This window comes from Priestia megaterium (assembly GCF_041941685.1).
Taxonomy (GTDB): Bacteria; Bacillota; Bacilli; order Bacillales; family Bacillaceae_H; genus Priestia; species Priestia megaterium_C.
This window is the reverse complement of record NZ_CP130958.1, coordinates 3,602,432-3,627,929: the sequence shown is the minus strand read 5'-3', so window position 1 is coordinate 3,627,929 and position 25,498 is coordinate 3,602,432. Positions and strand designations below refer to the sequence as shown.

The 25,498-nt window shown below is 35.1% G+C and carries 24 protein-coding genes and 1 pseudogene; 15 read left to right on the top strand and 10 right to left on the bottom strand.

Annotated elements, in window-relative coordinates; translation table 11 throughout:
* Nucleotides 1–81: 81 nt before the first annotated feature.
* The 3 genes from Q5794_RS19200 to Q5794_RS19190 all read left to right on the top strand — a co-directional run bounded on the left by Q5794_RS19200 (nucleotide 82) and on the right by Q5794_RS19190 (nucleotide 3,437).
* Nucleotides 82–1,248: an alanine dehydrogenase gene (locus tag Q5794_RS19200; protein ID WP_374988321.1), complete on the top strand. Its 1,167-nt coding sequence runs from the start codon at nucleotides 82–84 to the stop codon at nucleotides 1,246–1,248.
* 21 nt (nucleotides 1,249–1,269) lie between these two features.
* A complete protein-coding gene (locus Q5794_RS19195) occupies nucleotides 1,270–2,688 on the top strand; it encodes a sodium/glutamate symporter (protein WP_374988320.1) in 1,419 nt (472 codons plus the stop codon).
* A gap of 362 nt (nucleotides 2,689–3,050) precedes the next feature.
* On the top strand, nucleotides 3,051–3,437 hold the full coding sequence (locus tag Q5794_RS19190) for a hypothetical protein (RefSeq protein ID WP_214987294.1): 387 nt from the start codon (nucleotides 3,051–3,053) through the stop codon (nucleotides 3,435–3,437).
* Nucleotides 3,438–3,589: 152 nt separating this feature from the next.
* Here the strand turns inward: Q5794_RS19190 and Q5794_RS19185 are convergent, their stop codons facing one another.
* Nucleotides 3,590–4,702, bottom strand: coding sequence for a type II asparaginase (locus tag Q5794_RS19185; protein ID WP_192995071.1), 1,113 nt, complete (start codon nucleotides 4,700–4,702; stop codon nucleotides 3,590–3,592).
* Nucleotides 4,703–5,311: 609 nt separating this feature from the next.
* On the opposite strand from Q5794_RS19185, the gene Q5794_RS19180 reads away from it, so the two are divergent.
* Together Q5794_RS19180 and Q5794_RS19175 are read left to right on the top strand one after the other, a co-directional pair.
* Complete coding sequence (locus Q5794_RS19180) at nucleotides 5,312–7,024, top strand: NAD-dependent malic enzyme (RefSeq protein WP_374988319.1); 1,713 nt, start codon at nucleotides 5,312–5,314, stop codon at nucleotides 7,022–7,024.
* Nucleotides 7,025–7,212: 188 nt separating this feature from the next.
* Nucleotides 7,213–7,626, top strand: a complete 414-nt coding sequence (locus Q5794_RS19175) for a general stress protein (protein WP_214987292.1) — start codon at nucleotides 7,213–7,215, stop codon at nucleotides 7,624–7,626.
* Between the two features lie 99 nt (nucleotides 7,627–7,725).
* Here the strand turns inward: Q5794_RS19175 and Q5794_RS19170 are convergent, their stop codons facing one another.
* The 4 genes from Q5794_RS19170 to Q5794_RS19155 all read right to left on the bottom strand — a co-directional run bounded on the left by Q5794_RS19170 (nucleotide 7,726) and on the right by Q5794_RS19155 (nucleotide 10,529).
* Complete coding sequence (locus tag Q5794_RS19170) at nucleotides 7,726–8,007, bottom strand: YrhK family protein (protein WP_192995065.1); 282 nt, start codon at nucleotides 8,005–8,007, stop codon at nucleotides 7,726–7,728.
* 401 nt (nucleotides 8,008–8,408) lie between these two features.
* A complete protein-coding gene (locus Q5794_RS19165) occupies nucleotides 8,409–8,594 on the bottom strand; it encodes a hypothetical protein (RefSeq protein WP_214987291.1) in 186 nt (61 codons plus the stop codon).
* Between the two features lie 276 nt (nucleotides 8,595–8,870).
* The gene (locus Q5794_RS19160) at nucleotides 8,871–9,704 is read right to left on the bottom strand and encodes an STAS domain-containing protein (protein WP_374988318.1); all 834 of its coding nucleotides are present in this window, start codon (nucleotides 9,702–9,704) and stop codon (nucleotides 8,871–8,873) included.
* 333 nt (nucleotides 9,705–10,037) lie between these two features.
* Nucleotides 10,038–10,529, bottom strand: coding sequence for a general stress protein (locus tag Q5794_RS19155; RefSeq protein WP_251034386.1), 492 nt, complete (start codon nucleotides 10,527–10,529; stop codon nucleotides 10,038–10,040).
* Nucleotides 10,530–10,705: 176 nt separating this feature from the next.
* Between Q5794_RS19155 and Q5794_RS19150 the strand changes: the two are divergent.
* The 4 genes and pseudogenes from Q5794_RS19150 to Q5794_RS19135 form a co-directional block, all read left to right on the top strand.
* Nucleotides 10,706–10,903 (top strand): annotated as a pseudogene (locus tag Q5794_RS19150) (KGG domain-containing protein); the annotation flags it as partial.
* 95 nt (nucleotides 10,904–10,998) lie between these two features.
* Nucleotides 10,999–11,196, top strand: a complete 198-nt coding sequence (locus Q5794_RS19145) for a hypothetical protein (protein ID WP_043978700.1) — start codon at nucleotides 10,999–11,001, stop codon at nucleotides 11,194–11,196.
* 17 nt (nucleotides 11,197–11,213) lie between these two features.
* Complete coding sequence (locus tag Q5794_RS19140) at nucleotides 11,214–11,504, top strand: spore coat protein (RefSeq protein WP_192995059.1); 291 nt, start codon at nucleotides 11,214–11,216, stop codon at nucleotides 11,502–11,504.
* A gap of 330 nt (nucleotides 11,505–11,834) precedes the next feature.
* Nucleotides 11,835–13,310 carry an FAD-dependent oxidoreductase gene (locus tag Q5794_RS19135; protein ID WP_374989236.1) on the top strand — a complete coding sequence of 492 codons (1,476 nt, stop codon included), beginning with the start codon at nucleotides 11,835–11,837 and terminating at the stop codon, nucleotides 13,308–13,310.
* Between the two features lie 142 nt (nucleotides 13,311–13,452).
* Here Q5794_RS19135 and Q5794_RS19130 read toward each other — a convergent pair whose 3' ends face one another.
* Both Q5794_RS19130 and Q5794_RS19125 read right to left on the bottom strand, forming a co-directional pair.
* Nucleotides 13,453–14,037 (bottom strand): YitT family protein, encoded by a 585-nt coding sequence (locus Q5794_RS19130; RefSeq protein WP_374988317.1) that lies wholly within the window; start codon nucleotides 14,035–14,037, stop codon nucleotides 13,453–13,455.
* Between the two features lie 537 nt (nucleotides 14,038–14,574).
* A complete protein-coding gene (locus tag Q5794_RS19125) occupies nucleotides 14,575–15,288 on the bottom strand; it encodes a hypothetical protein (RefSeq protein WP_164796164.1) in 714 nt (237 codons plus the stop codon).
* Nucleotides 15,289–16,282: 994 nt separating this feature from the next.
* On the opposite strand from Q5794_RS19125, the gene Q5794_RS19120 reads away from it, so the two are divergent.
* The 4 genes from Q5794_RS19120 to Q5794_RS19105 all read left to right on the top strand — a co-directional run bounded on the left by Q5794_RS19120 (nucleotide 16,283) and on the right by Q5794_RS19105 (nucleotide 18,477).
* Complete coding sequence (locus Q5794_RS19120; protein WP_374988316.1) at nucleotides 16,283–17,203, top strand: lysostaphin resistance A-like protein; 921 nt, start codon at nucleotides 16,283–16,285, stop codon at nucleotides 17,201–17,203.
* A 43-nt stretch (nucleotides 17,204–17,246) separates the two neighbouring features.
* Entirely contained in the window at nucleotides 17,247–17,393 is a 147-nt protein-coding gene (locus Q5794_RS19115) for a hypothetical protein (protein WP_165351634.1), read from the top strand.
* 334 nt (nucleotides 17,394–17,727) lie between these two features.
* The gene (locus Q5794_RS19110; RefSeq protein WP_374988315.1) at nucleotides 17,728–18,111 is read left to right on the top strand and encodes a hypothetical protein; all 384 of its coding nucleotides are present in this window, start codon (nucleotides 17,728–17,730) and stop codon (nucleotides 18,109–18,111) included.
* 198 nt (nucleotides 18,112–18,309) lie between these two features.
* Nucleotides 18,310–18,477: a hypothetical protein gene (locus tag Q5794_RS19105; protein WP_153252171.1), complete on the top strand. Its 168-nt coding sequence runs from the start codon at nucleotides 18,310–18,312 to the stop codon at nucleotides 18,475–18,477.
* A 269-nt stretch (nucleotides 18,478–18,746) separates the two neighbouring features.
* Here Q5794_RS19105 and Q5794_RS19100 read toward each other — a convergent pair whose 3' ends face one another.
* Nucleotides 18,747–18,935: a hypothetical protein gene (locus Q5794_RS19100; protein WP_374988314.1), complete on the bottom strand. Its 189-nt coding sequence runs from the start codon at nucleotides 18,933–18,935 to the stop codon at nucleotides 18,747–18,749.
* Between the two features lie 532 nt (nucleotides 18,936–19,467).
* Here Q5794_RS19100 and Q5794_RS19095 point away from each other — a divergent pair.
* Both Q5794_RS19095 and Q5794_RS19090 read left to right on the top strand, forming a co-directional pair.
* On the top strand, nucleotides 19,468–20,358 hold the full coding sequence (locus Q5794_RS19095) for a LysR family transcriptional regulator (RefSeq protein ID WP_374988313.1): 891 nt from the start codon (nucleotides 19,468–19,470) through the stop codon (nucleotides 20,356–20,358).
* A gap of 344 nt (nucleotides 20,359–20,702) precedes the next feature.
* Nucleotides 20,703–21,881, top strand: a complete 1,179-nt coding sequence (locus tag Q5794_RS19090; RefSeq protein ID WP_214987283.1) for an iron-containing alcohol dehydrogenase — start codon at nucleotides 20,703–20,705, stop codon at nucleotides 21,879–21,881.
* A 168-nt stretch (nucleotides 21,882–22,049) separates the two neighbouring features.
* On the opposite strand, the gene Q5794_RS19085 is transcribed toward Q5794_RS19090, so the two are convergent.
* Both Q5794_RS19085 and Q5794_RS19080 read right to left on the bottom strand, forming a co-directional pair.
* Nucleotides 22,050–22,643 (bottom strand): hypothetical protein, encoded by a 594-nt coding sequence (locus Q5794_RS19085; RefSeq protein ID WP_057234327.1) that lies wholly within the window; start codon nucleotides 22,641–22,643, stop codon nucleotides 22,050–22,052.
* A gap of 304 nt (nucleotides 22,644–22,947) precedes the next feature.
* A complete protein-coding gene (locus tag Q5794_RS19080) occupies nucleotides 22,948–25,473 on the bottom strand; it encodes an NB-ARC domain-containing protein (protein WP_374988312.1) in 2,526 nt (841 codons plus the stop codon).
* Between the last annotated feature and the right edge of the window lie 25 nt (nucleotides 25,474–25,498).

Below are 25,498 nucleotides of genomic sequence, written 5' to 3'. Positions count from 1 at the left end.
TGAATATTTTTAATAGTTTATTTAACCTTAACATTACGCATGAAAGAGAGGCATTTACAAAACTAACTTAGGGGGATCAACATGGTATTTGGCATATTAAAAGATAAGAAAGTGGGAGAATATCGAGTCATTATGACGCCTTTAGAGGTTGCTGCTATTAAAGACGATGGCCATACGGTTCTTGTTCAAAAAGATGCGGGCGCCTTAGCGGGATTTACGAATGAACAGTATGAAAGAGAAGGGGCGGAAATAGTAGAAACAAAAGAAGAGATGTATGAAAGATGTGACTTTATAGCAAAAGTTAAAGAGATTGAAGAGAATGAGTATAAGTTGCTCAAGGAAAATCAAATTATCTATACGTGTATACATCCAGCTGCACATAAAGAGCAGGTACAGGCTATACTCGATAGCAAATGTATTGCATTCACTGCGGAAGATTCACATCGATTTGGTTCAGTAAACTGTGAAGCAGCGGGAAAACAAGGTGCATTAATGGGTCTGCAAGCCATGCTGACGATTAACGGTGGGAAAGGAAAATTTGTTAGCGGTTTAGCTGGAGCCCCTGGTATGAAGGTACTGATCCTTGGAGGAGGATTAGTAGGAAGGTCGGCGCTCCAGGTGTTACATTCATTAGGCGCGTGGTGTACGGTTATGGATGTAAATTACGGAACATTAAGAGATATTGGCAAAACGTATAATGAAAAAGTGAATACTCAGCTATCAACTAAGCAAAATATTAAAAAACTGCTTCCTGAAACTGATATGGTAATTAACTGTGTGAAATGGCCAAAGGAACGCAAGGATTATTTAATAGAGCGCGATATGCTCAATTTAATGGAAAAAGGATCAGTTATTGTAGATATTAGCAATGACACTGACGGTGCAATTGAGTCCTTCCGTGAAACAACTCATGAACATCCTACATATATCGAAAATGGTGTCGTTCATTATTGTGTCAGCAATATTCCTGGAGCTATTGCTAATTCTACTTCTGTAGCTTATGCAGCGTCCGTGCTGCCGCATATTCAGTCCATCCTGAATTCAGGTGTGAAGTCAGCCTGTATTAAAGACGGATTTTTAAGAAGAAGCTTAACAGCTTACAAAGGATACCTTACACATGAAGAAACAAGTGCTATACAAAATAGACCCTGGATCAAACCAGAAGACGTATTACATATACAAGAGGAAAGACTAGACCCAGCACCACCAGCTACATCAACAAAATCCAATAATTTGTTAAGCATTTAACGTTACGGAAGGAGGATATGAATGACTGTATATACGATACTAGTAGATTTTGCTTGTGCCAGTGTTCTGATTTTAATAGGTATGCTGCTTCGTGCAAAATTTAAATTTATCCAAAGAAGTTTTATTCCAGCAAGCTTATTGGCGGGTTTTTTAGGTTTAGCATTAGGACCTAGCTTTTTAAATGTTCTACCTTTTTCTGAAGATATTAGCTCCTATGCAGGAATCATCACCATTTTTGTATTTGCGGCAGTTGGGATAAACGGGTTTTCTTTTTCACCCGGCAATATGAAAAAGGATATTAATCGAATGGGCGCATATGCCACTTATAAAATTCTTTGTATAGGCCTTCAAATGTCTATTCCGATTATTTTTTCTATTTTAGTTATTTCAAAGTTTTCTCCAGAAATTAATAACGGATTTGGTTTACTTTTAGCAGCAGGATTTTATGGAGGACATGGAACAGCGGCAGCGGTAGGTACAACCTTCGAAAACTTAGGCTGGGAAAATGCAACGGACTTAGGAATGACAGCTGCTACTGGCGGTATTTTAGCAGGTATTTTCGGAGGCCTTATTTTTATAAAATGGGCAACTCAAAAGGGATACACTCATTATGTAAAAGACTTCTCGGAAATTTCGGAGGATTTAAAAACAGGGTTAGTTCAACCTCAAAATAGAACGGCAATGGGAAATGATACTATTTCACCAATTGCGATGGATCCATTAGCCTTTCATTTAGCATTATTAGTGGTACCATCAGGTTTGGGATACTTATTAAATAATTATATTGCGACTACTTTGGGACTGGAATTTCCAACGTTTACAATAGCATTTTTGATAGCGCTGCTTATGTACATATTGCTAGGCAAAGGAGAAAAAGGGGTTTATAAATACGTCGATAGTAAGATAGTCGACCGTTTGGGCAGTGCAGCAACCGATTTTCTTGTGTTTTTTGGGATAGCTTCAATTAAATTACCTATCGTTGTGGAATATGCACTTCCACTTGGTTTATTAATGCTTTCTGGCATAGCAATAGTAGTGGTGATGCTAATCGTAATTGGACCGGCTATGAACTATGAAAGTTGGTTTGAACGTTCCATATTTGTGTATGGCTATTCAACAGGTGTATTTGCTATCGGACTTACATTATTAAGAATTATTGACCCTAATAATAAATCAAAAACACTTACAGATACAGCAGTAGTTGGACCGCTTAATACGCCGTTAGAATTATTTGCGTGGTCAGCGGGGCCTGTTATGCTGTTAAGCGGACAGCACTGGACGTTTGTTGGGATTTTTGCAGGCATATCTATTCTATGTTTCGTCATCGCTAGAATCTTCAAATGGTGGCACTGGAAGGTTCCTTTAGGCGAGCGTCCTCCTGTTCCATTAGATAGAAATGAAGGCTTTATTCGAATAACTGGAGAACATATTGAAAAATAACTTAAGTTAAATAAAACATGTATACTGGACTAATTATATTTATATCTTATGAACGCGAAACAAGAGCCCGTAAACATAGGTTTACGGGCTCTTATAATGCGATGAGAAGTTTGTGATAGAGAAGGTCAATTTCTTCAGTTTTCTAACATGGTTTATTTTTGTCTTTCCTAATGAACGAATTTTTAGCACTGGACTTACATTAAGCTGATTATAAGTTACATAAATTAACCTAGGCATTTACTCTCCGTAAGCAGAAAACTTTAAAAAATATACCTTCTTTTATGCTGAAAAAGGAATATTTTTTAAAGTGATACGATACTATTTTCTGATACAACCTATTCCTGCGAAAGGAGCAAAAATAAATGAAACGAAATGTTGCCTACGGTTTGTTACTCACAGTGTCTTTAGTATTTGCGATTTTTTTAATTGTTGATTGGCGCCAGTATGAAAATGGGTTAGAACACGCTATTAAACCTGCTGATAAAAACTATGAGAGCAAAGAAAACTATGTTTCTGACAAGCGTATGATAGATGTAATTGGAAAGCTAACGGAAGAAAGTCCTGCAACATTCGGGACAAGATTAAAAAGTGCGCAAAGAATAGATGAGAGACGGGTCCATGTAAATACCAATAAGCTAGAGGGCATTATCGAGTTAAAAGATATAGAAGGTAAGACTTTGATATGGCGTGTACTAGACGACACATCAAATCATGTAATTATAGAAAGTAAGAACTGGGGAAATGAATAAGGAACCTGCTGATGGTTTCTTTCTTAATTAAAAGAGGCTGAGATAAAAGTATGTTAGTGATGTCTCAACCTCTTTATGTCCTTCTTATAAGCTGTCGTTAACGATTGTTCTTAAAAAATTTAGTCAAAACAGAGGATGAAAGATATTTTTGATTAATACTCATTAAAATATTCTTGAATCTTTTTAGGATCCTTTGTTTTCGTTAAAGCAAGCATTAAAAGAATACGGGCTTTTTGTGGATTTAGCGAATCGGATGTAACAAACTTATCTTTATCATCTGATTCTTCATGTGTCACAACTCCGCTTCCTACCCGGCTAGATCTAACAATAACTCCGCCTTTTTTTACCGCATCTCTAGCACCTGTTAGAGCAGCATCTGATAGCAGCCCATTTCCTGCTCCTGCAACGACTATTCCTTTTGCTCCAGCTTTTACCGCTGTGTCATAAAAGTACCTAGAGTCGTTTTGATACCCATATATGATGTCTACCTCAGGAAGCTTATCTAATTTTGATACATCGAATATTGATTGTGTTGTATGCTTGCGAGTTGGTTTGTTATAAAATATTACCTTATCTCCAGCTATTTCTCCTACATATCCTTGTTCAGGGGATTTAAACGTATCTACTGCCGTTGTATGTGTTTTTGTTATATAACGAGCTGCACCAATTCGATCGTTAAGCGCTACTAAAACGCCGGTATTTCGTGCTTCTTTTGTAGAAGCAATTTTCACTGCATTATACAAGTTTAGCGGTCCATCTGCACTTATAGCGGTAGCTGGTCTCATTGAACCAACCACAACCACAGGTTTGTCACTCTTTACTACTAAATTTAGAAAATAAGCCGTTTCCTCCATCGTATCAGATCCGTGTGTCACTACAATTCCATCAACATCCTTAGAAGCTAATAGTGTATTAATTCGTTTCGCTAACTTTAACAAAATGCTGTTATTTATATTTTGACTTCCGATATTTACGACCTGTTCTCCGCTTACATTCGCTATTTTTTTCAACTGAGGAACAGCTTTGATAATTGTTTTAATGTTAAGAGCTCCTGATTCATATCCAGTTGTGTCTGTGCTACTTTCAGAAGAGCCTGCAATCGTACCTCCAGTGGCCAAAATCTTTATATTGGGCTGATATTCTTTCACTGAATTTTTTACAGTCATTTTAGAATCATTTACCGATGCATTGACCAATGATAAAGGTCCCGAAAATAAGATAACGCTTGATAAAAAGGTGATGCCGGCTACTTTTTTAAGTTCCATCTCTGTTTAGCTCCTTTTGCGTAAAAGACATATAACGTTATTATTAGTAATTTAAATTTAAAATATCCAATCATTTGTCCATACGAAGAATAAGTAGATAAATGAATTATTTGTAGGAGATACTTTACTATTTGCTTACTATCAAGCGGGTTATAAGAACGGAAAATCCTCAATGAAAAATATGCAAACCATTTATATATGTTAAGGTTGCTTCCATCATTTACATAACTTATAGAAGAAGCTCACCAAAAAGAAGCCTTTGCTATGATTAGCAAGGGCTTCTTTTTGACGAGAATCATGATGAATATGACTAGCTTAAAAGAAATGCACCAAATACTGCTTTTTTATATTTCTACCTGTCAATATCAGTAGTCCTAAAAGCTATCTCACAGCAGAAGAGAACTCAAATACATTTTTTTAAGCCATCACTAAAGAAATAGATACCATTCTGAATTGCCACCTTCAGGATATTCTATGTTTAAGCAAGAGCTTCTCCGTTTAAAAGTATTGTATGTAGCAAGAAAACATCTTTGTTAAACCTCATGATACCGATGGCATAAGAAAAACATTGTTTTTTACATTCATTTAAAAACGGAAAGGGGATAACATATGAGATCTTCTACTGAAGCACAAAAGAGTTTTGTTCAAACACCATTACAAGGGAAAAACATTTTATCGAGACCTTATCTAAACAAAGGGTCTGCATTTACAAAAAGAGAAAGAGAAGAACTCAAGTTAGATGGATTATTGTCACCCACCGTACTGACTTTAGAAGAGCAAATACAACGTGCTTATCAGCAGTTTAAGAATGCATCAAATGATTTACAAAAAAATAATTTATTAAACGATCTACATAATCGAAATGTGGTATTGTTTTATCGATTATTAAAAGATCATTTAATTGAAATGCTACCTATTATCTACACACCAACCGTCGGAGAATCTATTCAAGAATACAGCCATCAATATCACCGTCCTGATGGTCTTTATTTGTCGATTGATGAAGCAGATAAAATGGACAAAGCGATAGAAAATGTAGAATTGAGCTCAGAAGATATTGATTTAATCGTGGTTACAGACTCTGAAAGCATTCTTGGAATAGGTGACTGGGGAGTAGGTGGAATTAACATTGCAGTGGGTAAATTAGCAGTATATACAGCTGCTGCCGGTATTGATCCAAGTCGTGTTCTTCCTATTGTGTTAGATGTGGGGACTAATAATAAAGAATTACTTAACGATCCGCTTTATTTAGGTAATCGCCATGAGCGGGTGAAAGGCGAAGCTTACAATCAGTTTATCGATCAATTTATAAATAAAATAATAAATAAGTTCCCAAAAGCATTGTTACATTGGGAAGACTTAGGGAATAAAAATGCCAGACGCATTATAGAAGAGTATGGGAATTTTCTTTTAACATTTAATGATGATATCCAGGGTACGGGTGTGATTACGTTAGGTGCGATATTGACTGCTTTAAAGATTACAAAAACTTCTCTAAAAGACCATCGTATCGTTGTCTTTGGACTAGGTTCTGCAGGTATTGGTAACGCTGATCGAATCCACAGCGCTATGGTCCTTGAAGGTCTTTCAGTAGAAGAAGCGTATGATCGATTTTGGGCCTATGACTATAGAGGACTGTTAACGGAAGAGATGAACGATTTAGCCCCATTTCAGCAGCCTTATGCTCGTAAGTTAGAGGAAATAAAGAATTGGAAAAAAGATAAAGAACATAAAGTGCCTCTGTTAGAAGTGGTCAAACAAGTAAAGCCTACTATTTTAATTGGAACATCGGGGATAACAGGAGCGTTTAAGGAAGAAATTATTAGAGAAATGGCTCGTTATGTAGAACGACCTGTGATTATGCCTTTATCTAATCCTACTAAGTTAGCTGAGGCTATCCCAAAAGATATTATAAATTGGACAGATGGTAAAGCATTAATTGCAACAGGAAGTCCATTTGATCCAGTGGAGTATAAAGGAAAAACATATGAAATTGGCCAAGCTAACAATGCATTTGTATTTCCGGGTCTTGGTTTAGGAGCCATTGCTGTAAAAGCGGGAAAATTTACAGACACCATGTTCGCTGAAGCTGCAAACGCAGTCGCCCATATGGCTGAAACTCAAACCAAAGGCGATACGCTGCTCCCTCATATTAAAGATCTTCAAAACGTATCCAAAAGAGTGGCGATAGCTGTCGCAAAAGCCGCTATTAAAGACGGCGTATCTAGAGTTCAAGAACAGGATGTAGAAAAATTAATAGAAAAAGCTATGTGGAAACCAGAATACAAGACTATTCGCCCAATAAGTAAGGCAGAAGGGTAACCCTTTTTAAGATTATCTCTTTCTTGACCTGATGTAATATACGCAGTCCGAGGGGAGGTAATCTTTTTTCCTAAAAAGGGAAAACCATTTTGTTTACGCTTTTAGCAACGGGTCTATTGTTAATAAGGATAGAATAACGGGTAAAGGAAAAGTAAGGATAAAAAATCTCAATTAAGGAGGAAAGCTATATGAGTAAAAGTGTTATAGGTGTATATGAGTCGCCAGAAGAAACATTAACTAAAATTGAGAAATTACAAATGATAGGGTATGAGGATAATGAAATTACAGTTCTAACTAATCAAAAGACCTCAGCGGGCAATCTAGCCTATAGAACGAATGTCAACGTTGATCAACTATCTGCTGTTGATCACGATGAAGTCACTCATGAAGATATGACTGGGGGAGCGCAGCCGGATTCTTTTTTAGATAAATTAAAGAAATTTTTTGTAGTACAAAACTACTCGAATGCCGAAGACCGTGCAGCGAATTTAGGTATTCCTATAGAGGAGCTAACCTCTCATAAAAAAGATTTAGATGATGGAAAGTTTGTAATTGCCGTGACTTCGCATAAATTGAATGAAAAAGGGTTAGACTCAGAGTGATATATTTAATTTAAAAGTAGAATTAAAAGGGTTTGTAGGCATTAGCTTTCAAACCCTTTTGATACATAGAATTTACAAATGACATTTTTGCAAGAAAGATTATTCATTATGATAGCCTTTCTTTAAATATTTGCGTAAGTGAAAATCGTGTACTAATTTAATCGTTGGACGGATGAGCAATTGCACGCTTCCAAGAATAAATAGCCAAACCCCTATATTTTTTAAGTGATCATAGAAGAATAAAATACTGCCAATTAGAAACCAGATACCTATCAAGAAGTCATTAATCGTATTTATAACTTTATAACTCTTTTTAAAGAAGAATTCATATTTACCTATGTAAATCTCCTCGTAGTCTTCTTTTCTTTCCATTTTTGACATTGTAACTCCCTCTTTTTTTGAATTTCTTCTTTAATTCCCTTAACAAGTCATAAAAAAACATTTCTTACAACAGGTTTACGATGGTATGGTATAAGCATTAAGGGTATGTAAAATAGAAAATAAGCGTCTTTTGAAAGAGAAATAAATTTTCTTTTTAATACATAAGTTATTGGTAACTTGGGTGAACTACTCAAGATATGTAAAAGCATCAAAACTAACTTTTAATTATATCACAGAAAAAACTACTGATTCCTTATGAACCTGTAGTTTTTTCTGTTTTTCAAGATATATGATATAAACATAAAACGGATTTCAGAAAGGGGAAAAGCAGTCTAGTAATATCCAGACTTCTTTAACATTAGTTATTCAACTGCTTGTTGAATGCGCTCCTGCATATATATTTAGTATCTAGAGATTAATTCACTCATTAGTCTGTTTAAAGCAATATGCACGATATCGTGTTCTGTATATTCCTGTGTAAAAGGTAGATTCCTTTTTTTTCTTAACAATTTTCTAATCTCCTCACATAAGTGAACTTGAAAATCTAAAAGCTTTATTTCTTTTATATCTTCTATTTGTTTAGACATGAGTTCAGCTCCTTTATAACCTTTTAAGGAGCTATTCTATTTTAAAAAGTGGGAATCCTTTTGCTTTTGTACCCATTTAACATAATGTAGTCTCTATACAGGAGTGAAAATAATGGTTTTAATATAAAGTTCTTTTCCTTCATATTAGTATGCTAGCAGGAGAAGAACAAATAAATTATTGGTTCTCTTTCTACCTGAAGTTTCCTCATAATAGGAAGGGTACGTCTATTTGTGATATAACCGACATAAAAAAATGCTTAGTACTTTAATTCAATATCACTCAAGTAAAAGCTTATTTACCGCATCTTTTAACTTTCCATAAGTTCTCAATTTACTCATATCTATTCCTAATTGAACAGCAGTTAAGGCTATTTCCGGACGGATGCCTGTGATGGTTGTATCAATTCCAAGTAGGTCCAACATCTTTATAACTTGAAATAATTCATTGGTCATCATAGTATCAATCGAAGGTGCACCCGATAAGTCAATAATTAAGCAAGACAGATTGAGCTCTTTTGCTTGCAGCATAACTTTCTTTGCAAAATCACTATTCTTATAATCATCAACCTGACCAATGAGAGGCAGCACACCCACTGTATCGGAAATACTAATGACAGGCGTGCTAAGCTCAGAAATCAGCATTTTTTGAGCTTGAGACTGCGCTTCTGAAACTTGTCCATAATAAAGGGTAAAAAGTTCTATCATCTGATCAAACGCTTCATTGACTACGTTATTCCATAAAAAAAGCTCTTCGTATGTAATGCTAGACGAATAAAGATAAAAAAATGATTCAATTCGTTTAAGAAAAATTAAACGAAACTTTTTAAAATGATGGATACTATGATAAAGAGAATCACCTCTCTCAGCCCTTTTTGTGGCAACTTCCTGTGCCCAATCACTAAGGGTATCTAATGACTCTCCTATAAGAACTTTTACAATTTTACGAGTGAAATATTGATTTTGTACCCTGAGATATTCGGTTGTTTCGGAAGAGGCATCAGCTGTGTAGATCGAATCCTTTTCTATTTCCTGCGAGTCTAGCCATTCTTGAGACATTTCATCAATATGTTCTAATAAAAAGTCATGTAGCTTTTCTGTCATTTCATGCATAACATGTTCTCCTTTACTGTTATCTAACGTTTGGTTTCCCGGTTTACTTACATAAAAAACTTCTACTTATTTATGAAGCATCTTGGATCTGTAAGAGGTAACGCTAATATGCTAGAGTATTTAAATTAAAACATAGGCTAAGGTTAATTAGGCTGATGGATGTTCGCTGTTTAAAAAAGAAAAAGCTACTCGTTTGAGTAGCTTTTTTAAAACACATACTTAAAGGAATATAAGAAACTAAGATTCCTATATTCTTAGTGTGCTCACAAACTTGATTTTTAATATTTCCTTCTTCCCTCACAACTCAATATGCTCTTCAGTTTTGGGAACATTCTATTCATGATCACGGTGTTCTCCGTATAATGATTTATCATAAACAGAGTCACCTTTCGCAAAAGGAGAATCCTCTCTATTTTCTAAGAACGGGTTTGTTTTTGTTTCTCTATGGGCTCTTACTAACAATAATACTTTTCCTTTTTGCAAATCATCTGCATAGGGTCCTGCTTCTGTAAGGGGAACACCTAAGTTAATTAAATGCTTTTCTGCTCCTGGTTTATCCCTAAGAGTCTCTTTAGGGTGATTGGATGAAAACATATGTTTAATTTTATCTATAATCGACTCATCTTGATGAGTTTGATCTGTGGTTTCAATCTTCTTTACGTCAATTCCTTCTTTTCTTTCCACTTCTGAATAGTCTTCTTTATTGATATCTTTGCTGGTGACCAGAGAGAGGTCCTTCTCTTGAAACCCCTGTATTTTTAAATGCTGAACAGCCGTTACGATTGCTTCTTCATTATCATATGTGCCTATCACATTTTTTGTCATGAGCAGTTCCTCCTTTTAGTATAGAAAATGGTTTATATAAATGAATTCATTTATGCTACTTGTAATACCCCGACGCCTTTTTCTGAAACATTTAAAAAATTAGACAATTATTGTTTAAATGGAAATGAGCTGGGAATATAGTTCACAAGCCAAAAAATTTTAAGGAGGAATTAAAGATGGCCAAGAATAAAGAAAATGAAAAAATGAGCAGAGAAGAAGCTGGACGAAAAGGTGGAGAAACTACGTCCAAAAATCATGATAAGGAGTTTTTCCAAGAGATTGGTGAAAAGGGTGGAAAAGCCACATCTAAGAATCAAAACAAAGATTTTTTTCGAGAAATAGGTGAAAAAGGCGGAAAAGCTAGCAATAAAAATTCTAACGGTTAAAAAACTAGAAAACAGCCTGCGCAGGCGCTAAATTACGCGCTTAAAGTCTTTAAATATATACGATTATAAGGAGGAATTGAGACATGTCAAAAAAATTAGCTATGCACGAGACGCTAGAAGTTCATGAAATCTTAACGCTTAAAACGTCGTGTGTAACAAAAGGCACAGCAATGCTGGAATTGGTAGAGGACGAAAAATTAAAAAAGATTCTAGAAGAAGACGTCCAAACGTCTACTGAAGCAATTAATGAATTGAAAAAAATCTTAAAGAAAGCTCAATAAATAGGAGGGGTTAAGGAATGGCTGCTAAAAGTACGCTTAACAAAACATTGGATGATCTTGCTATTGCAACTGATTTATTATTATCAGCGAAAAATGGTGTACGAACATATGCGGTAGCACTTACAGAAACAGCAACACCAGAAGTACGCAAAGTATTAAAAAAACAATTAGACGAAGCTATTGAGCTTCATGAAAAGATCGCTCAATATATGATTGATAATGAAATGTATCATGCTTACGATATTGAAGAGCAAGTAAATCACGATTTAAAAAAGGCAGATAAAGCGTTAGAATTAGCCAAAGGTTAAAATCAATATTCGTAGATATATATTTTCTATAAAGAAGAGAGAGTCTAATTCAAATAGACTCTCTCTTTTTTATCTATATAAGATTTGAAACTAAAGACTTTTTGAATGGAGGTTATAAAATAATATAAGTTTACATAGCGAAGGCTGTATTCCTCATGTAAGTATGAACTCTCAATAAATGGAAAACCTAATAACGCTACTATCAAAATATTGAGTGGAGGTCTTAATGTGACTCATAATGAACGCAAGGGAGAACAGCTTCCGCAGGCGCCTGAACCATACTGGAGAGATTTGATTGATTTGCCGGAGTTTCCTGGTTTAGATAATGACATGGACGTAGATGTTGTGATTGTAGGCGGAGGGATTACAGGTCTTACTTCTGCTTATCTTTTGGTCAATGAAGGTCTAAAGGTTGCCGTTTTAGAAGCAGGAAGACTATTGAATGGCACCACAGGACATACGACAGCAAAAGTTACTGCCCAGCACGATTTGATCTACGATGAGTTTATTCGGAATTTTGGAAGAAGTAAGGCAAGATTATACTATGAGGCTAATACAGATGCCTTGAACTTTATTAAGCAAACAGTTGAAGATCATCAAATTAATTGTGATTTCATCATGCAAGATGCTTACATATATGCTACTACTGACGAGTATGCTCTAAAGCTTGAAAAAGAGGCAGAAGCTTATAAGGAACTTAATATTGATGGTGAATTGGCGGATCATATTCCTTTTAACGTGGAAGTTAAAAAAGCCCTTGTTATGAAGGACCAGGCACAGTTCCATCCCATTAAATATTTAGTTCACCTCATTCAAGCTATTAAGCAAAAAGGCGGGCTTATTTTTGAACATACAACGGCAGTGAATGTTGAATCTGGGGATAAGCAAACAGTTCTTACCCGACAAGGTATACGTGTTACAGGAAGCTACGTTCTTTCTTGCTCGCATTTTCCTTTTTATGAAGGGCTTGGACTTTATTCTGCCAGAATGCATGCTGACCGCTCCTATATCCTTGCTGTTAAAGCCAAAAAAGCTTATCCAGGTGGAATGTATATTAGTGCTGATCAACCGACACGTTCCCTGCGTTCTGCAGTCATTAACGGTGAGGAAATGATTCTTGTGGCGGGGGAAAGCCATCAAACCGGTCAAGGAAAAGATACAATGGAACATTATAAAGCGTTAAAGGATTTTGGTGAACAAGTTTTCGATATAGAAAATATTGTATATCGCTGGTCAGCACAAGATTTAGTCACGCTTGATAAACTTCCTTATATTGGAGAAATCACCTCTAGTCAACCTAATATACTAGTTGCTACTGGTTATAGAAAATGGGGAATGACAAATGGAACAGCAGCAGCACTTTTATTCAGAGATATAATTCTAGGCAAAGAGAATGCTTATCAAGATTTATATTCGCCATCGCGTTTTTACGCAAACCCCAGCTTGAAAAATTTCTTAGTAGAAAATGCTGATGTGGTAAGCCACCTTATCAAAGGGAAACTTGAAATCTCTGATGTAAGAGCTGAAGATTTATCTAATGATGAAGGGGCTGTAATTACGGTTCGAGGCCATCGAAAGGGAGCTTATAAAGATCAAGAAGGAAAACTCCACATTGTAGATACAACCTGTACTCACATTGGCTGCGAAGTCGAATGGAACAGCGGAGAACGTTCCTGGGATTGCCCTTGCCACGGATCTAGATTTTCTTATACAGGAGAAGTTATAGAAGGTCCAGCAGAAAAGCCCCTGCAGAAATATGATTACACAATGCTCGATAATCTTACATCAGAGGATTCTGGCTATTAAAGACTTTCTTTCTTGATGGAAATTATTTAAATCGACAAGCTAGTACCATGAGCCCTCAGGTGGAGTAGAAATTCCGTACTGCAGGGTTCTTTTTACTGCTTTCCTAAATGCATGATAACGATGAACTATAATTTCTTGTATATTACTCTTTTTTAGTAATTAACGAAGTCGTCATTCCCCCTATAAAAATTGTTGAACATGAAAAAAGAAATGTTTTAGGTCCTAATAAAGGAAGACCTGCTGTTATAATCAAACCGTCTATACTTAAAATAACCATCCCTATGTTCAAAGAAAAAGCTTTTGATAGTAGTTGAGCTAGTAAATCTGTTCCTCCAGTGCTTGTCTCATACCGAAGCATAAGACCAACCCCCGTCCCAATAAATATTCCTCCAAGGACCACACTAGGAAAAACAGAAAATTGGAACTGGTTTTTAATAGGTTCTAGCCAATCAATCAATAAAGAAGAAATAATTAGCCCATAAAAACTATTATAAAAATAATGCCGCTCATAAATCCAAGCAAACCAACATAATGGGAGACCCAAAATAACTATCATCACGCCTGTAGGGAATTCAAAATAATAGTGAAGGATGAGAGCAATTCCAATTGTTCCTCCATCCAACAAATAATGAGGAACTAAAAATCCATTAATTCCGATGCTTAGCAATAAGCTTCCCACAAAAACAACCGGTATTTTTCGGAAAATAATAATCACCTTTTTAGTCAATTTATCTCTTACTATATTTATACGTTTTTACTACCTATTATGAATTTTTTTCTTTTTATGTAAATGAATAAAGATTTATCTCTTGAGCAAACTAGCCAAGACGCCGTGAGGGCATCATAAAATAGCTCTCCACTCCTTACGAGGAAAGAAAAAGCCACTAATTAGAGGGAAAATCCCTAATTAGTCGCTTTTTTATTTTTAAACTGTTTAGATCTTTACTTATTGTTTTAAACGTAGATAATTTACGAAGTGATAGAGTTCATACAACTTTTTGGGTGTAAAGTTTAAGTGAGGAGTTCGGAGAAAGAAAAATAAGTTTTATAAGTCAGTGTTATCAACTTGCTTTATTTCTTCTAACGAAGGAAAATTTCTAGGGAGCCAGAGACCCAGTCTATTATGTCCCCCTAGATACAACCAAGATGTTCAAAGGCCTTCTTTCTTGATTTCAGTAAAGTGGTTATTTTTATATCCCAACTGTTGAAAAAATGGAAAACCTAATGTATTAGAGGAAAAATCTATTGCTCTATTGCCACTTAATTACCAATCAAAAAAAGCTTTTAACGCAATCATTGTAGCGGCGTAGATAAGAGATGAGATTAAAAAAGTTGGCAAGTGCGCGTGTTTTTCAAAAGGGAGTTCTTTGCTGATAACGTTAAATAACATTGCACCTGAACTAAATGCAATCATCGACTCAATAAGCAGGCCGGATGAGGGCCCGAAGACGCCCATGATTGATCCAAGAAAAGTTGCCCCGGCAAGCATATAGCGACCTCTGTTTTTGTGTAAGCGATGATGTTTTTTTCCTAGATGGTAAGACCACCCGATAAAGTGAAGGCTGATAGCCAATCCATAGAATAGTGATTCAACTCGCTTGACATCGGTTGAGAACACAACATAAGAAATGATAAAAGAATAAACCATAAAGAAACTCGCCTGTACCATATAAACGGTCAGTTCTGTTAGGTGTGTGGCTGCCTTCGTTTGAGCGAATGAATAAACGGAAAAATAGACGAGTAAGCCGAGAAGACCAAGAAAATATAGTTCAGTATCAAGGGCCAGCGATCCTCCAAATTCTTCTTGTTTTTTATGAAGCGTAGGTAAGATATAAATAAACACATAAGCAATAGCTACACCACCTGATAATGAGAGCAGCTTTTGCTCCCCGATTGGAGAACGTTCGACAATCGTTAATGCGTATAGTTGAATGAGGATAAATACAATGCCTATTATAATTGATTCAATTGTAACCATGATTGTCTCCTTTTAAGGTTGAATTTTACGGTTTAGTTCCCTTTAAAAGAAAAAGAGAAACCATACTTTGGATAGATACTTCTTAAAGAGGCGCATTCATTAAGGGGATATTGTACCTTAATTATTTTCTTAAAACGTATTATCTCTATACTAAATGAGATGAAAAAGGTTATAAAAACTCTATCTGAGATTTAAATAAAAGAAGCAAACTCCTAATGATAGGGAGTTTGCTTTTTTGTTTCTATAAATATTTCTGCAGGACAACTAACACCCTTTTTCCAAAAGTTTTCGATTTATTTACACGTATGATACGAATCTAGCAATTTTATCTGTTTTACTAGACACTTCATATTGATTATCCTATTTTTCTTAGTTATAATATTGTTGTTACATTTGTAATGATAATGTAATACTATTGTAACTTATATACATTTTTATGGTGTTATATGAGTTGATTGCTAATTTAAAAACTGAAAAAGTTGTTTATGGATAAACTCTTAGGTGTTGTGGTAACAGCCATGAGGGTAAAAGTTTGAATAAAAAGGTGAGGAAAATGTTGAAAAAAATATTTATTTTAGTTGTTTTAGGATATATATTCTTGAGTAGCAAGTACTTTCTTCAAAATTATGTGTATGCGGGCACATATGAGCAACATATAACGGTTCAAGAGGATTTGCTGTCTAGTCTTCTTTCAGAAAAAGCTGTTTTTTAACGGCTTTTATGACGCTAAGTAAGAAAATTAGAAGGAATTCTGTGTGAAGAATCAAGGGATAAATACGGTGATGCTTTACTGGCTTTGGCATTCTCTTTGAATTTATCTCTAAAGGCAGCGTCATTTGAAAAGAGCTACCTTAGCGGTAAAAAGCAAAAACAAGCGGTATTTAAAATATGTACAGGGCTTCTCGTTCTAATAAGTTTATACATTGTTTGGACGAAAACGAAGTAGAGAAGAAATATTTGATTGAGAAGAGAACGCTGAGGGAGTAAGAATAAAATGAAGAACTATCTAGATGTGGAAGAAGGAAAAAATGGCTGGCAGCGTTATTTGAGCACAACGATACTGGCTTCTACGTTCATGCTATTAGGGTCGATTATTTATATTATCGCTGACATGGTTATGGTATCAGCTGATGAAAGTGGAAAATCATACTTTGATTTTGATAGCGGAGTTGCTGTAGGAATCAATGCTAATCTTGATTTTCTGTTATCTCATATTGTATACATATGTTGGATTTTTGGTTTGTGGATCGGAATTCGTTTCATTCATAAAAGAAAAATGAAATCATTAATAACCTCTAACAAACGTGTGAACTGGAAGAAAATAATATGGTCCTTTGGAGCTTTCAGCCTGTTATTAATGGTTGGGCAAGTAATTGATGTCGTGTTTAACCATTCGGATTATTCATGGAATCATGTAAGTTTGAAAGAGTATGTTTTCTTAATTCTTATTACGCTTTTATTAGTACCTATTCAAACAACAACGGAGGAGCTGTTGTTTAGGGGGCTTCTTCTCCAATGGGTGAGCAAGAAAGTGAAACGCCCTATTTTACTTGCTATGATTGTTGGATTAATGTTTTCAATAGGACATTTTGCTAATCCTGAAATGAATAAATCCATTATATTAGTCGGACTGGATTACATTGTAGCTGGTTTTGCTCTTACATATATCGCCATTCAAACAAAAAGTTTAGAAATTACCATTGGAGCACATGCAGCAAATAATATGTTTCTGGCTTTGTTCCTTACAACGGACGATTCTGTTTTCGGATCTATCCCAAGTTTGTTTAAGGTAGCTAACACTGAACCAGGAGCGAACCTTATTTGGTCGATCATTACTTTTAGTGTTTTTTATATCTTATGCAGAGGGAAAACAAAAAAAGAAGAAGCAGCTAATAAAGATCAGCTTATTGCTTAAATTAGTGGAACCAATAACTAAATAAGATGGGAGATGTAACATAGTGAGTGGAAATCACGATGAAAAGAAACCATTGACTCGTGCAGAAATGAAGCGAGGCCACTTAGCTACTCAACATCGTATTTTAAATGTACTTATCGTTCTTGCATCGATTGCTGCAGTGTATCTAGCTATAAAAACGATACTTTAAAAGAGCAACCGTTATGGTTGTTCTTTTTTATTCCTGCAGTACCTTAACTAAGAATGTATACAAATTAGAATATAAAATATAGAAAAAAATGTTATTATATGGATATTAATTCGAAAATAAAATGATGTATAGGGGATATTAGCTAATATGTTTTTTGTCATTATAGGATTTATAGCCGTCTTTGTCACGTTATGTTCGTTAGAAGCTAAGCTAAGAACGATAGTGAAACAAAATAATAGATTAATTAAGTTACTTGAAAAAAAGAACAGATCATAACAAAAAATCATCTAATAGGATAAGTTGGGTGCTTTTTTACCATGTAGGAGGATTTAAATTGAAAAGGAAGTTTTGGTTTTTAGGACTTATATCTATTTTTTTATTAGTATGGGGTAGCTGTGGTAGCAAAGAAGAAAGTGTGCGTTTCGAAGGTGAAGGAGATCATTGGAAAGCTTTATATCTTTTAAATAAAGGAGAGAATACTCAAAACGGGCAAGGCAGTATCATCTATAAAGGAAAAGACAAGGAGAAAGTAGGAAAAGTTTCTTATGTTGTGGAAGGGGAAACAAGCAAATTATCAGGTACAGATGACGAGACAGAAGGGAAAATTAATTTAAATGGGAGCTGCAGCGGGTGTTCAACTCAAAGCAGCAACGCTCCTTTTCATGTGACAATAAAATGGAACGGTAAAGAAGATAAATTTGATTTAACATCAAAGTAGAACGATAAAACGTTGTATGTATATGAAACTACAAATCTGGCCACATCAATAACGTATTTTCCCCATTCTAATAAAGTTAAAAATCCTTTGCCTACATCAGGGAAGGATTATTTTTTTATAAATCTTGCTTTTATTGGTTGTTAATCTAAATAAAGGGGAATTACATATATTAAGAGCACACAAAGGGGATAAATATTAGTGACAAATTATAGGTACTATACGGGATCCCTGTTCGTCAGGGAATTAGAACGTTTAAAAGAAGAATATATTCAACTTGATCTCGACGATGTGAAAAGAATGGTTGAAGAAGATATTTTACTGTTAGAAAAAGCGGTGAATATGTTGTCTACGAATACAGTTTATTAAATTAAGCAAACTACTCAAGATGCAATAAAGCATTATCTAACAACTACTGTTAATTCAATTTTTTAAAAAAGCTACCTCTTTTAACTGGGAAGAGGTGGTCTTTTTCAATTTCCAGATTGGATAGGGTATACTAAGTAAAAAAAAGCGTTTGAAAGCATTTTATAACATTTCCTAGTTTCTAAGAAATGTTGCCCAAACAAAAAAGACATTTCTTCTATGTCCTGTTCCCTCGTATCAGCCCCGCCTACGCTAAATACTATGACAGCCACTCATGCCATCCAACCTATACTCAGTATAAACGAAAGCGTTTTGTGTAATATATCATGTTCTGTATACTCTTGTTCAAAGGCTAGACTTCTTTTTTCTTTTTTCTTCAACAACTTTCTAATTTCATCACATAAATAAATTTGAGAATCCAAAAGCTTTATTTCTTTTCTATCTTTTATTTGTTTAGACATGAAATCAACTCCTTTATGACTCTTTAAGAAACTATTCTATCTTAAAAAGTAAAATCCTTCTTCTATTACATCGGAATAACGTAATAGGGTTTATCAGAAGGAATCACCTTAGATTAGAGAAAAATGGATCCTGTTTTTTGCTTTTCAGAATTGAATATGTTTTTATAATTTGAGCAAACTATTCAAGCTGCCATAAGGTATCATTAGATAAAGTCGTGAAACAGAAAAACCTACCTTTTTTGACTGGAAAGAGGTAGGTCTTTTCTGTTTTCACTCTGTATATCGTGTCCAATCTTAGTTACTATAATCACTTTTAAAGGAACCAATCAAGTAGAAGAACCCTTAGATCAGTCTTGTTCACTGTCAAGGGTTCTTTTTCCGGAATAAGCAGCTTTGCATCATACATTCTTGATATGCAAACGTTCCTCTGAGAAGCGAGTAATGAAAGACATTACGCTTACAAGCAGCATGAGCGAAATGATATATTTAGAATATTATTATTATTGGTGAAAATGATTTAGGAGAGAAAACTATGGAACTCAAACAGTTAAAAATTTTTCAAATTGCTGCTCGAGAATTAAACTTTACTCGAACAGCTGAAATCCTTCACTATGCTCAATCAAGTGTAACAGCTCAGATTAAATCTCTTGAGGAAGAACTTGCTGTACAACTTTTTGACCGGTTAGGAAAACGAGTTATCTTAACTGAAGCTGGCAAGCGCTTTAAGCTATATACGGACAAGGTGCTTGATTTAACCGAAGAGGCAAAGGAGACTGTAGGTGGGAGTGAAGAGCCTAGTGGGACGTTAACAATATGTGCTTCAGAAACCCAATGCACCTATCGCTTACCAGCTTTGCTGAAACTATTTCAAGCTCGTTTTCCAAAGGTAAAAATGATTTTTCGACCTGGAATTTCTGAAAATGATTTTGAGGATTTACTTGCTCAAGGTCTCATAGATGCTGTTTTAATATCTATGACTCGGATTAACTCAGACAAGCTGATTGCCGAGCAGCTTGTCGCGGAACCTATTGTTATAGTAAGTCCGCCGAATCATCCTTTAGCCGATAAATCTGAAGTAAGACCCGCGGACCTAGATGGTCAGTCGCTGCTTTTTACTGAGAAATGCGATTATCGAAATATATTTGAAGCATCACTTGTTGATGCAGCCGTTCAACCGTTATGTGATCTTGAATTTGGTGATATAGAAGCCATCAAAAAATGTGTAATAGCTGGCATTGGAATAGCAGCACTACCTAAGCTAGCAGTGGAGAAGGAAATAGAGGAAGGTAGTATGGGTGTATTAAGATGGAAAGGTCCAGAGTTTCCAATCGTAACTCAGCTGGTCTGGCATAAAGACAAATGGGTATCTCCAGCTTTGAGTGCTTTTTTAGATGTAACTAGAGAAGTAATACTAGATAATTAAGGGAATTAGTATTTGGATCTATTTTTACTGAACAACAAGATTGGTTTGCATAAATAAATTGATTACATATTATAGAGATTACTAATCAGTTTTTTAGATAATAACAATCTAAATATTCATCTGTAATGATTGGGGCCGGACTTGTATTATATATGATAAGAAGTTTGTTGGATATACATATAGTTTATTTATGTTCTCTACTACATTACTATACTGTATGTGTATTGCCTAAACCACCATAAGTATAAGTTACCTGCAGCCTAACAGTTGAATCTACTAATTGTAGAGAAGGTTAAAATTTAATTAAGATATGTATTTGATTTTAGACAATGGGAGGGGTATAAATGAAATCCTATAACTATTTTTGTTCTACTCAAATTGAGGTAGGGATGGGAAAAGCTAAAGAATTACCAGAAATGCTAAAATCCCTAAATATTGGTTCATCCATTTTAATTGTGAGTGATCCAGGTGTGGTCCGTACAGGACTAGTTTCACCAATTATAACGGCCCTGGAGGCTTCTGGTTATCGAGTATTGTTATTCGATTCCATTGAACAAAATCCGCGAGATAAGAATTGCTTGGAAGGTGCAAAATTATTTCGTGACTTTGGTGCAGATGCAGTTGTTGCCATTGGTGGCGGAAGTGCAATGGATACAGGAAAAGCTATTGCACTATGCGGGCCAAACGGCGGGATACCATCTGACTATGCAGACGGCCAACTCCTGTATTCAAACATTGCACCAGTTATTTGTATTCCAACTACTTCAGGTACAGGATCAGAAGTTACTCGTTCTGCTGTAATTACCGAGGCGTCTACACATCGAAAAATGACACTCAAACATAGTTCATTAAGACCTGTCTTGGCGATTCTTGATCCTGAACTAACATTAAGTCTTCCTCCTTCTGTTACTGCTGCTACTGGTATTGATGCACTCGTTCATGCGATTGAAGGTTATACATGTAAAGTAACAAATCCTATTTCACAAGCGCTCGGAGCTCAAGCAATGAGAACCATTGTTTCGGCATTGCCTATCGTTTTCCGTGATGGTAAAAATGAAGCGGCTCGTCAAGATATGCTGGAAGGAAGTCTCTTAGCAGGCCTTTGTTTTGGATCTGCAGATGTTGCCTCAGTACACTGCTTAGCAGAAGCGCTTGGAGGACTTTATGATACCCCGCATGGAGTTGCCAATGCAGTATTTTTACCATATGTATTAAGGTTCAATTCTATGGAGAATAAGCAACTACATGCGACATTAGCAAGGTATATGAGCTTTGCCAAGGATTCAGATTCAGATGAAATAGCTGTTGAAAAATTAATTCAAGGAATTATAGAATTAACAGAATCATTAAACATTCCTAAATTGAAAGATTTAGAGGGTGTAAAGAAAGAAGACTTTCCGAGCATTGTAAGGTTGGCCATGCAAAATAACTCAACATCAAGTAACGTCCGTTTAATTACCGAGACTGATTATATGCAAATTCTTGAACATGCTTACTTTAACCGTGTAGAGAGCTTGAATTAATAGAAGAAGAGGGACTAAGAGTGGGTCTCCACTTACTATGAAAAAATAAGAAAATGGATTTAATAGCTTAAATCAATGAATAAGGATAAAGATTAAATACTGGCCCCAAATTGTTAGGCTGTGTCTAACGATTGGGGGCCAATTTATAAACAAAAGCTTTAACTATTTTTAATAAGAAGATACATAATACCAGTTTTTGTGTACTTTTTCTATTTGTTTAAAATCTCCATCAAAATCGCCTTTTGAAGGTTTATGATCGTTTGGGTCATATACAAATCCAGAAAAATTGTCTAGCATCCCACGGTATGTAAAGAAAAGAATGGATTTAGTCTTTCCTTTTGTTTCTACTAAGATGTCGCCTCCACCTTTAGACAATTGAGTATACTCTTTAGGTAATTGAATAAGTGATGGACTATCAGATACATTAGGTTTAATTACACCATTTTCTATTTTAGCTGTAACCTCTTCTCTTTTATCTTGATGGATTTTAAAGTTCAAATCCAAGTTGACTTGATTAAAGGGAAAGAAGAACCATAATGCCACAGTAATGAGCTGAATAACAAACGGCTGCCACTTTCTATTTTTAAAAAGATGAATCAATGTCCATACAGTTATTATGATAAAGAAAGCATATACACATAACCAAACAGGTAACATTAAAAATTCTGTTATCATATCAACCAGATCCCACTGAAACAACGATACTAAAATAACTAATAAACTACTAATTAACGATAAAAGCAACAACCGACTACGTTTCACACATTTTCCTCTTCCTGAAATAATTCTTTTTAACCTCAATTATATATTAAAATTCTTATGAAGACGTATGTATATTTCATACATAATTAGCTACCACAGTGTTGCTTATCTTTTACATATAAAGTGATTAAACTTAAACTTATAAAAAATATGTAATAAGGAATAAAGTGAAATTCAACAGAGCAGATGTCCTATTAGTTTTGAAGATGAACCGCTATAAAAAGATAAAAGCAGGAAATAAAATATCATATACAAACAAAAGGCCACTCGTTTCATTCAAGTGGCTTTTTGCTATTTAATTCTTTCAAATATTATGTTTAATGACGTCATTGAATTCTTCTACTTCTTTTCGAATACTAATGGTTGGTCCCCAAGAATCGATAAGGTTGATAGCTTTTTGGCTTGATTGTAAAGCCTTCATATTCTCTCCGTTTCGTAATAACAATTGGGCCATCCCATAGTGGTAATATATTAATTCAATTTGGTTGGCTTTATCTTTTTGATAAAGAAGGCTATTAAAGCATTTTTCTGCTTCCTCAAGCTTACCGCAAATGACGTAAGCTACTCCTAAATTGAAGTAAGCTTCAATGGTCTTTTCTCCTCCATAGATTAAACTGATTTCATTAGCTTCTTCATATAACCGGATGGCTGCTTCATAATTTTTATACAGCATAAACAAATCACCGCGTACTAGCAAGATTCTATGCTGAATAACTGGTGTAGTAGAAATCTCCCTAACTTCTTTAAGAATACGTTCTGCTTTCTTAGGATTATTCTTCTTTAAAAAAAGCCTTGCTTTTAAGGCAAGTCCCCAAGCTTTCAAATCGTAAACATCAGAATTGTCTGAGCTTAACTGATCTAGTGTCTTTAAACCGGAATCTATTTGTAGTAGGGAATCATCTAGGTTATTGACCTCCATCAGGGCCCACCCCAATGTGTCGATTCGAAAAAATGCTTCATGGGTATGTTTTCTAAGTTGTTTTGCATAATCAGCTGCTATTTTTCCATATTTAATCCTTAAAGGTAAATTAATTCGACTTAGAAAATGGCTTATGCGAAATACAAGTTCAATTAAAAGCTCTTTTTGATCGGATTCGTTTGCCCATTTTATAACCTTGAGTATATTTGGCCATTCTTTCTTGATTTCCTCTAAATCACGACCAAGCAAATAACTCCAATAAATAGAATCAGGAAGATCTCGTTTTAAATGGTTGTCTAAATACTCGATATAGTATTGGCTCCAACGCTTACGTGCTATATTTTCGAACTGTTTATCTTCTAACAATCGTTGTTCACCATATGTTACTACGGTTTGATGACCTAGATAATGGATTTTTCCTTCTATACGTTCTCCTTGAATAAGTGCAAATAGTTTCATTTGATCAACAGCAAAATGGAATCTTCGAGCATCTAGTCCAGCCACTGTCGCCCAACTCTCTTCATCAGGAGGTTTACTGAAAAAACATAGCACTTTCCATAAAAGTAAAGTGTTCTCATTACATCGCTCCCACGTGCGTCCGAAAAGAAAATCAAATAACTCTAACAGAGAGTAACCTGCTTTACCTAGTTCCTCAATGAGTTGCTGAGCAGGAATGTCATCATCTGCAATATAAGCTATACTGAGAGCGATAGCTTTAGGATTTCCAGCAGTAGCTGAAATTAGCTCTTCGCGAATTTCACGAGGGCTGTTTAATAGCTGTTTCATTTGTTCTTGTTTATTTGAAGAATTAGACATTTTCATATGTTGCTGCACTTCATAAGAAAGATAGTTAAGAGCGTCATCTTTTTCCAGACCCTTTAGTTGAATGGTTACCATATCTCTAAAGTTGTTTCTATATTTTTGTTGTAGATTCTCACGAGATGTGAGTAATACTTTAACGCCTTGTGGAAGATTAGTAATAAATTCATAAATTTCACTTTCAGCTGTATCGATGCTATCAATCACAAGTAATACGGATTCTTCTTTTGCATAATTAGCCAGTGCATTACGCACCACAAAACGTTTTTCATCAATTGATCGGTTTATTTGTTCTATCCGTCCAAGTTGGTAAGCAATTGTATTTAGAAAGTCACTAAAGGTTAGTCCTTTCCAATCGGCACTAAACCATATTATAGAGTTGAATTTTGGCCAATCTATTTCAAGGTTTTCTATTTCCTTATAATGCTCCTGAACACATGCGTATGCTACTTCAAGAGCAACGGTTGTTTTTCCAATACCAGCCCATCCGGCAACTAAACATAATGGAGAAGGGGAAATTACCCACTGACGAATTGCCTCTAGGTCAATGTGTCTTCCAATAAAAATGCCTGACCAGCGTGTTGGTAAGTTATGTATTGTAAAATGTTTCTTTGGAGTAGCAACTTCAGTCTGAAGTTTATTATGAAATATTTTTTTTACTACTTCCTCAATGTCTTTATTAAGGGGTCCACCAAATGAGTTGTCTACTCCTAATATTTTCGCCTTCTCCAGACACGAAGACACCCAAGCAGGTAAAGCAGGTTTAAGAATGGGTATAGAAGTTGTTTCCAATAGTTCTAAGAACCAACTTATATCTATATCCGTTTTTTTTAGTATTATCCATATGATGCCGAAAAGCTTTCCATCGTCAATACGACCAGGAATATATTTTAATCCCATCTGACCTATCCAACTTTTAATTGTATTGGGAGATACACCTAGTTCATTTGCGATGTTAGCTATATAAGATTGTCCCAGTGAGCTATCTTCGCCTTTTTTTCTTTTAATCTTATAATTAGGGTGAAGTTTTAGTTCTTTAACACCCAGAGATAACAGTTCTGCAAATGTTTTCTGATCTTCAATTTCAGCCATAAGAATCCTACACCTCCTATTAGCT

What these genes read in the sequence shown, in the direction of transcription:
- Q5794_RS19200 (WP_374988321.1), top strand. Translation starts at nt 82, where the DNA reads ATGGTATTTGGCATATTAAAAGATAAGAAAGTGGGAGAATATCGAGTC.
- Q5794_RS19195 (WP_374988320.1), top strand. Translation starts at nt 1,270, where the DNA reads ATGACTGTATATACGATACTAGTAGATTTTGCTTGTGCCAGTGTTCTG.
- Q5794_RS19190 (WP_214987294.1), top strand. Translation starts at nt 3,051, where the DNA reads ATGAAACGAAATGTTGCCTACGGTTTGTTACTCACAGTGTCTTTAGTA.
- Q5794_RS19185 (WP_192995071.1), bottom strand. Translation starts at nt 4,702, where the DNA reads ATGGAACTTAAAAAAGTAGCCGGCATCACCTTTTTATCAAGCGTTATC.
- Q5794_RS19180 (WP_374988319.1), top strand. Translation starts at nt 5,312, where the DNA reads ATGAGATCTTCTACTGAAGCACAAAAGAGTTTTGTTCAAACACCATTA.
- Q5794_RS19175 (WP_214987292.1), top strand. Translation starts at nt 7,213, where the DNA reads ATGAGTAAAAGTGTTATAGGTGTATATGAGTCGCCAGAAGAAACATTA.
- Q5794_RS19170 (WP_192995065.1), bottom strand. Translation starts at nt 8,007, where the DNA reads ATGTCAAAAATGGAAAGAAAAGAAGACTACGAGGAGATTTACATAGGT.
- Q5794_RS19165 (WP_214987291.1), bottom strand. Translation starts at nt 8,594, where the DNA reads ATGTCTAAACAAATAGAAGATATAAAAGAAATAAAGCTTTTAGATTTT.
- Q5794_RS19160 (WP_374988318.1), bottom strand. Translation starts at nt 9,704, where the DNA reads ATGCATGAAATGACAGAAAAGCTACATGACTTTTTATTAGAACATATT.
- Q5794_RS19155 (WP_251034386.1), bottom strand. Translation starts at nt 10,529, where the DNA reads ATGACAAAAAATGTGATAGGCACATATGATAATGAAGAAGCAATCGTA.
- Q5794_RS19145 (WP_043978700.1), top strand. Translation starts at nt 10,999, where the DNA reads ATGTCAAAAAAATTAGCTATGCACGAGACGCTAGAAGTTCATGAAATC.
- Q5794_RS19140 (WP_192995059.1), top strand. Translation starts at nt 11,214, where the DNA reads ATGGCTGCTAAAAGTACGCTTAACAAAACATTGGATGATCTTGCTATT.
- Q5794_RS19135 (WP_374989236.1), top strand. Translation starts at nt 11,835, where the DNA reads ATGGACGTAGATGTTGTGATTGTAGGCGGAGGGATTACAGGTCTTACT.
- Q5794_RS19125 (WP_164796164.1), bottom strand. Translation starts at nt 15,288, where the DNA reads ATGGTTACAATTGAATCAATTATAATAGGCATTGTATTTATCCTCATT.
- Q5794_RS19120 (WP_374988316.1), top strand. Translation starts at nt 16,283, where the DNA reads ATGAAGAACTATCTAGATGTGGAAGAAGGAAAAAATGGCTGGCAGCGT.
- Q5794_RS19100 (WP_374988314.1), bottom strand. Translation starts at nt 18,935, where the DNA reads ATGTCTAAACAAATAAAAGATAGAAAAGAAATAAAGCTTTTGGATTCT.
- Q5794_RS19095 (WP_374988313.1), top strand. Translation starts at nt 19,468, where the DNA reads ATGGAACTCAAACAGTTAAAAATTTTTCAAATTGCTGCTCGAGAATTA.
- Q5794_RS19090 (WP_214987283.1), top strand. Translation starts at nt 20,703, where the DNA reads ATGAAATCCTATAACTATTTTTGTTCTACTCAAATTGAGGTAGGGATG.
- Q5794_RS19080 (WP_374988312.1), bottom strand. Translation starts at nt 25,473, where the DNA reads ATGGCTGAAATTGAAGATCAGAAAACATTTGCAGAACTGTTATCTCTG.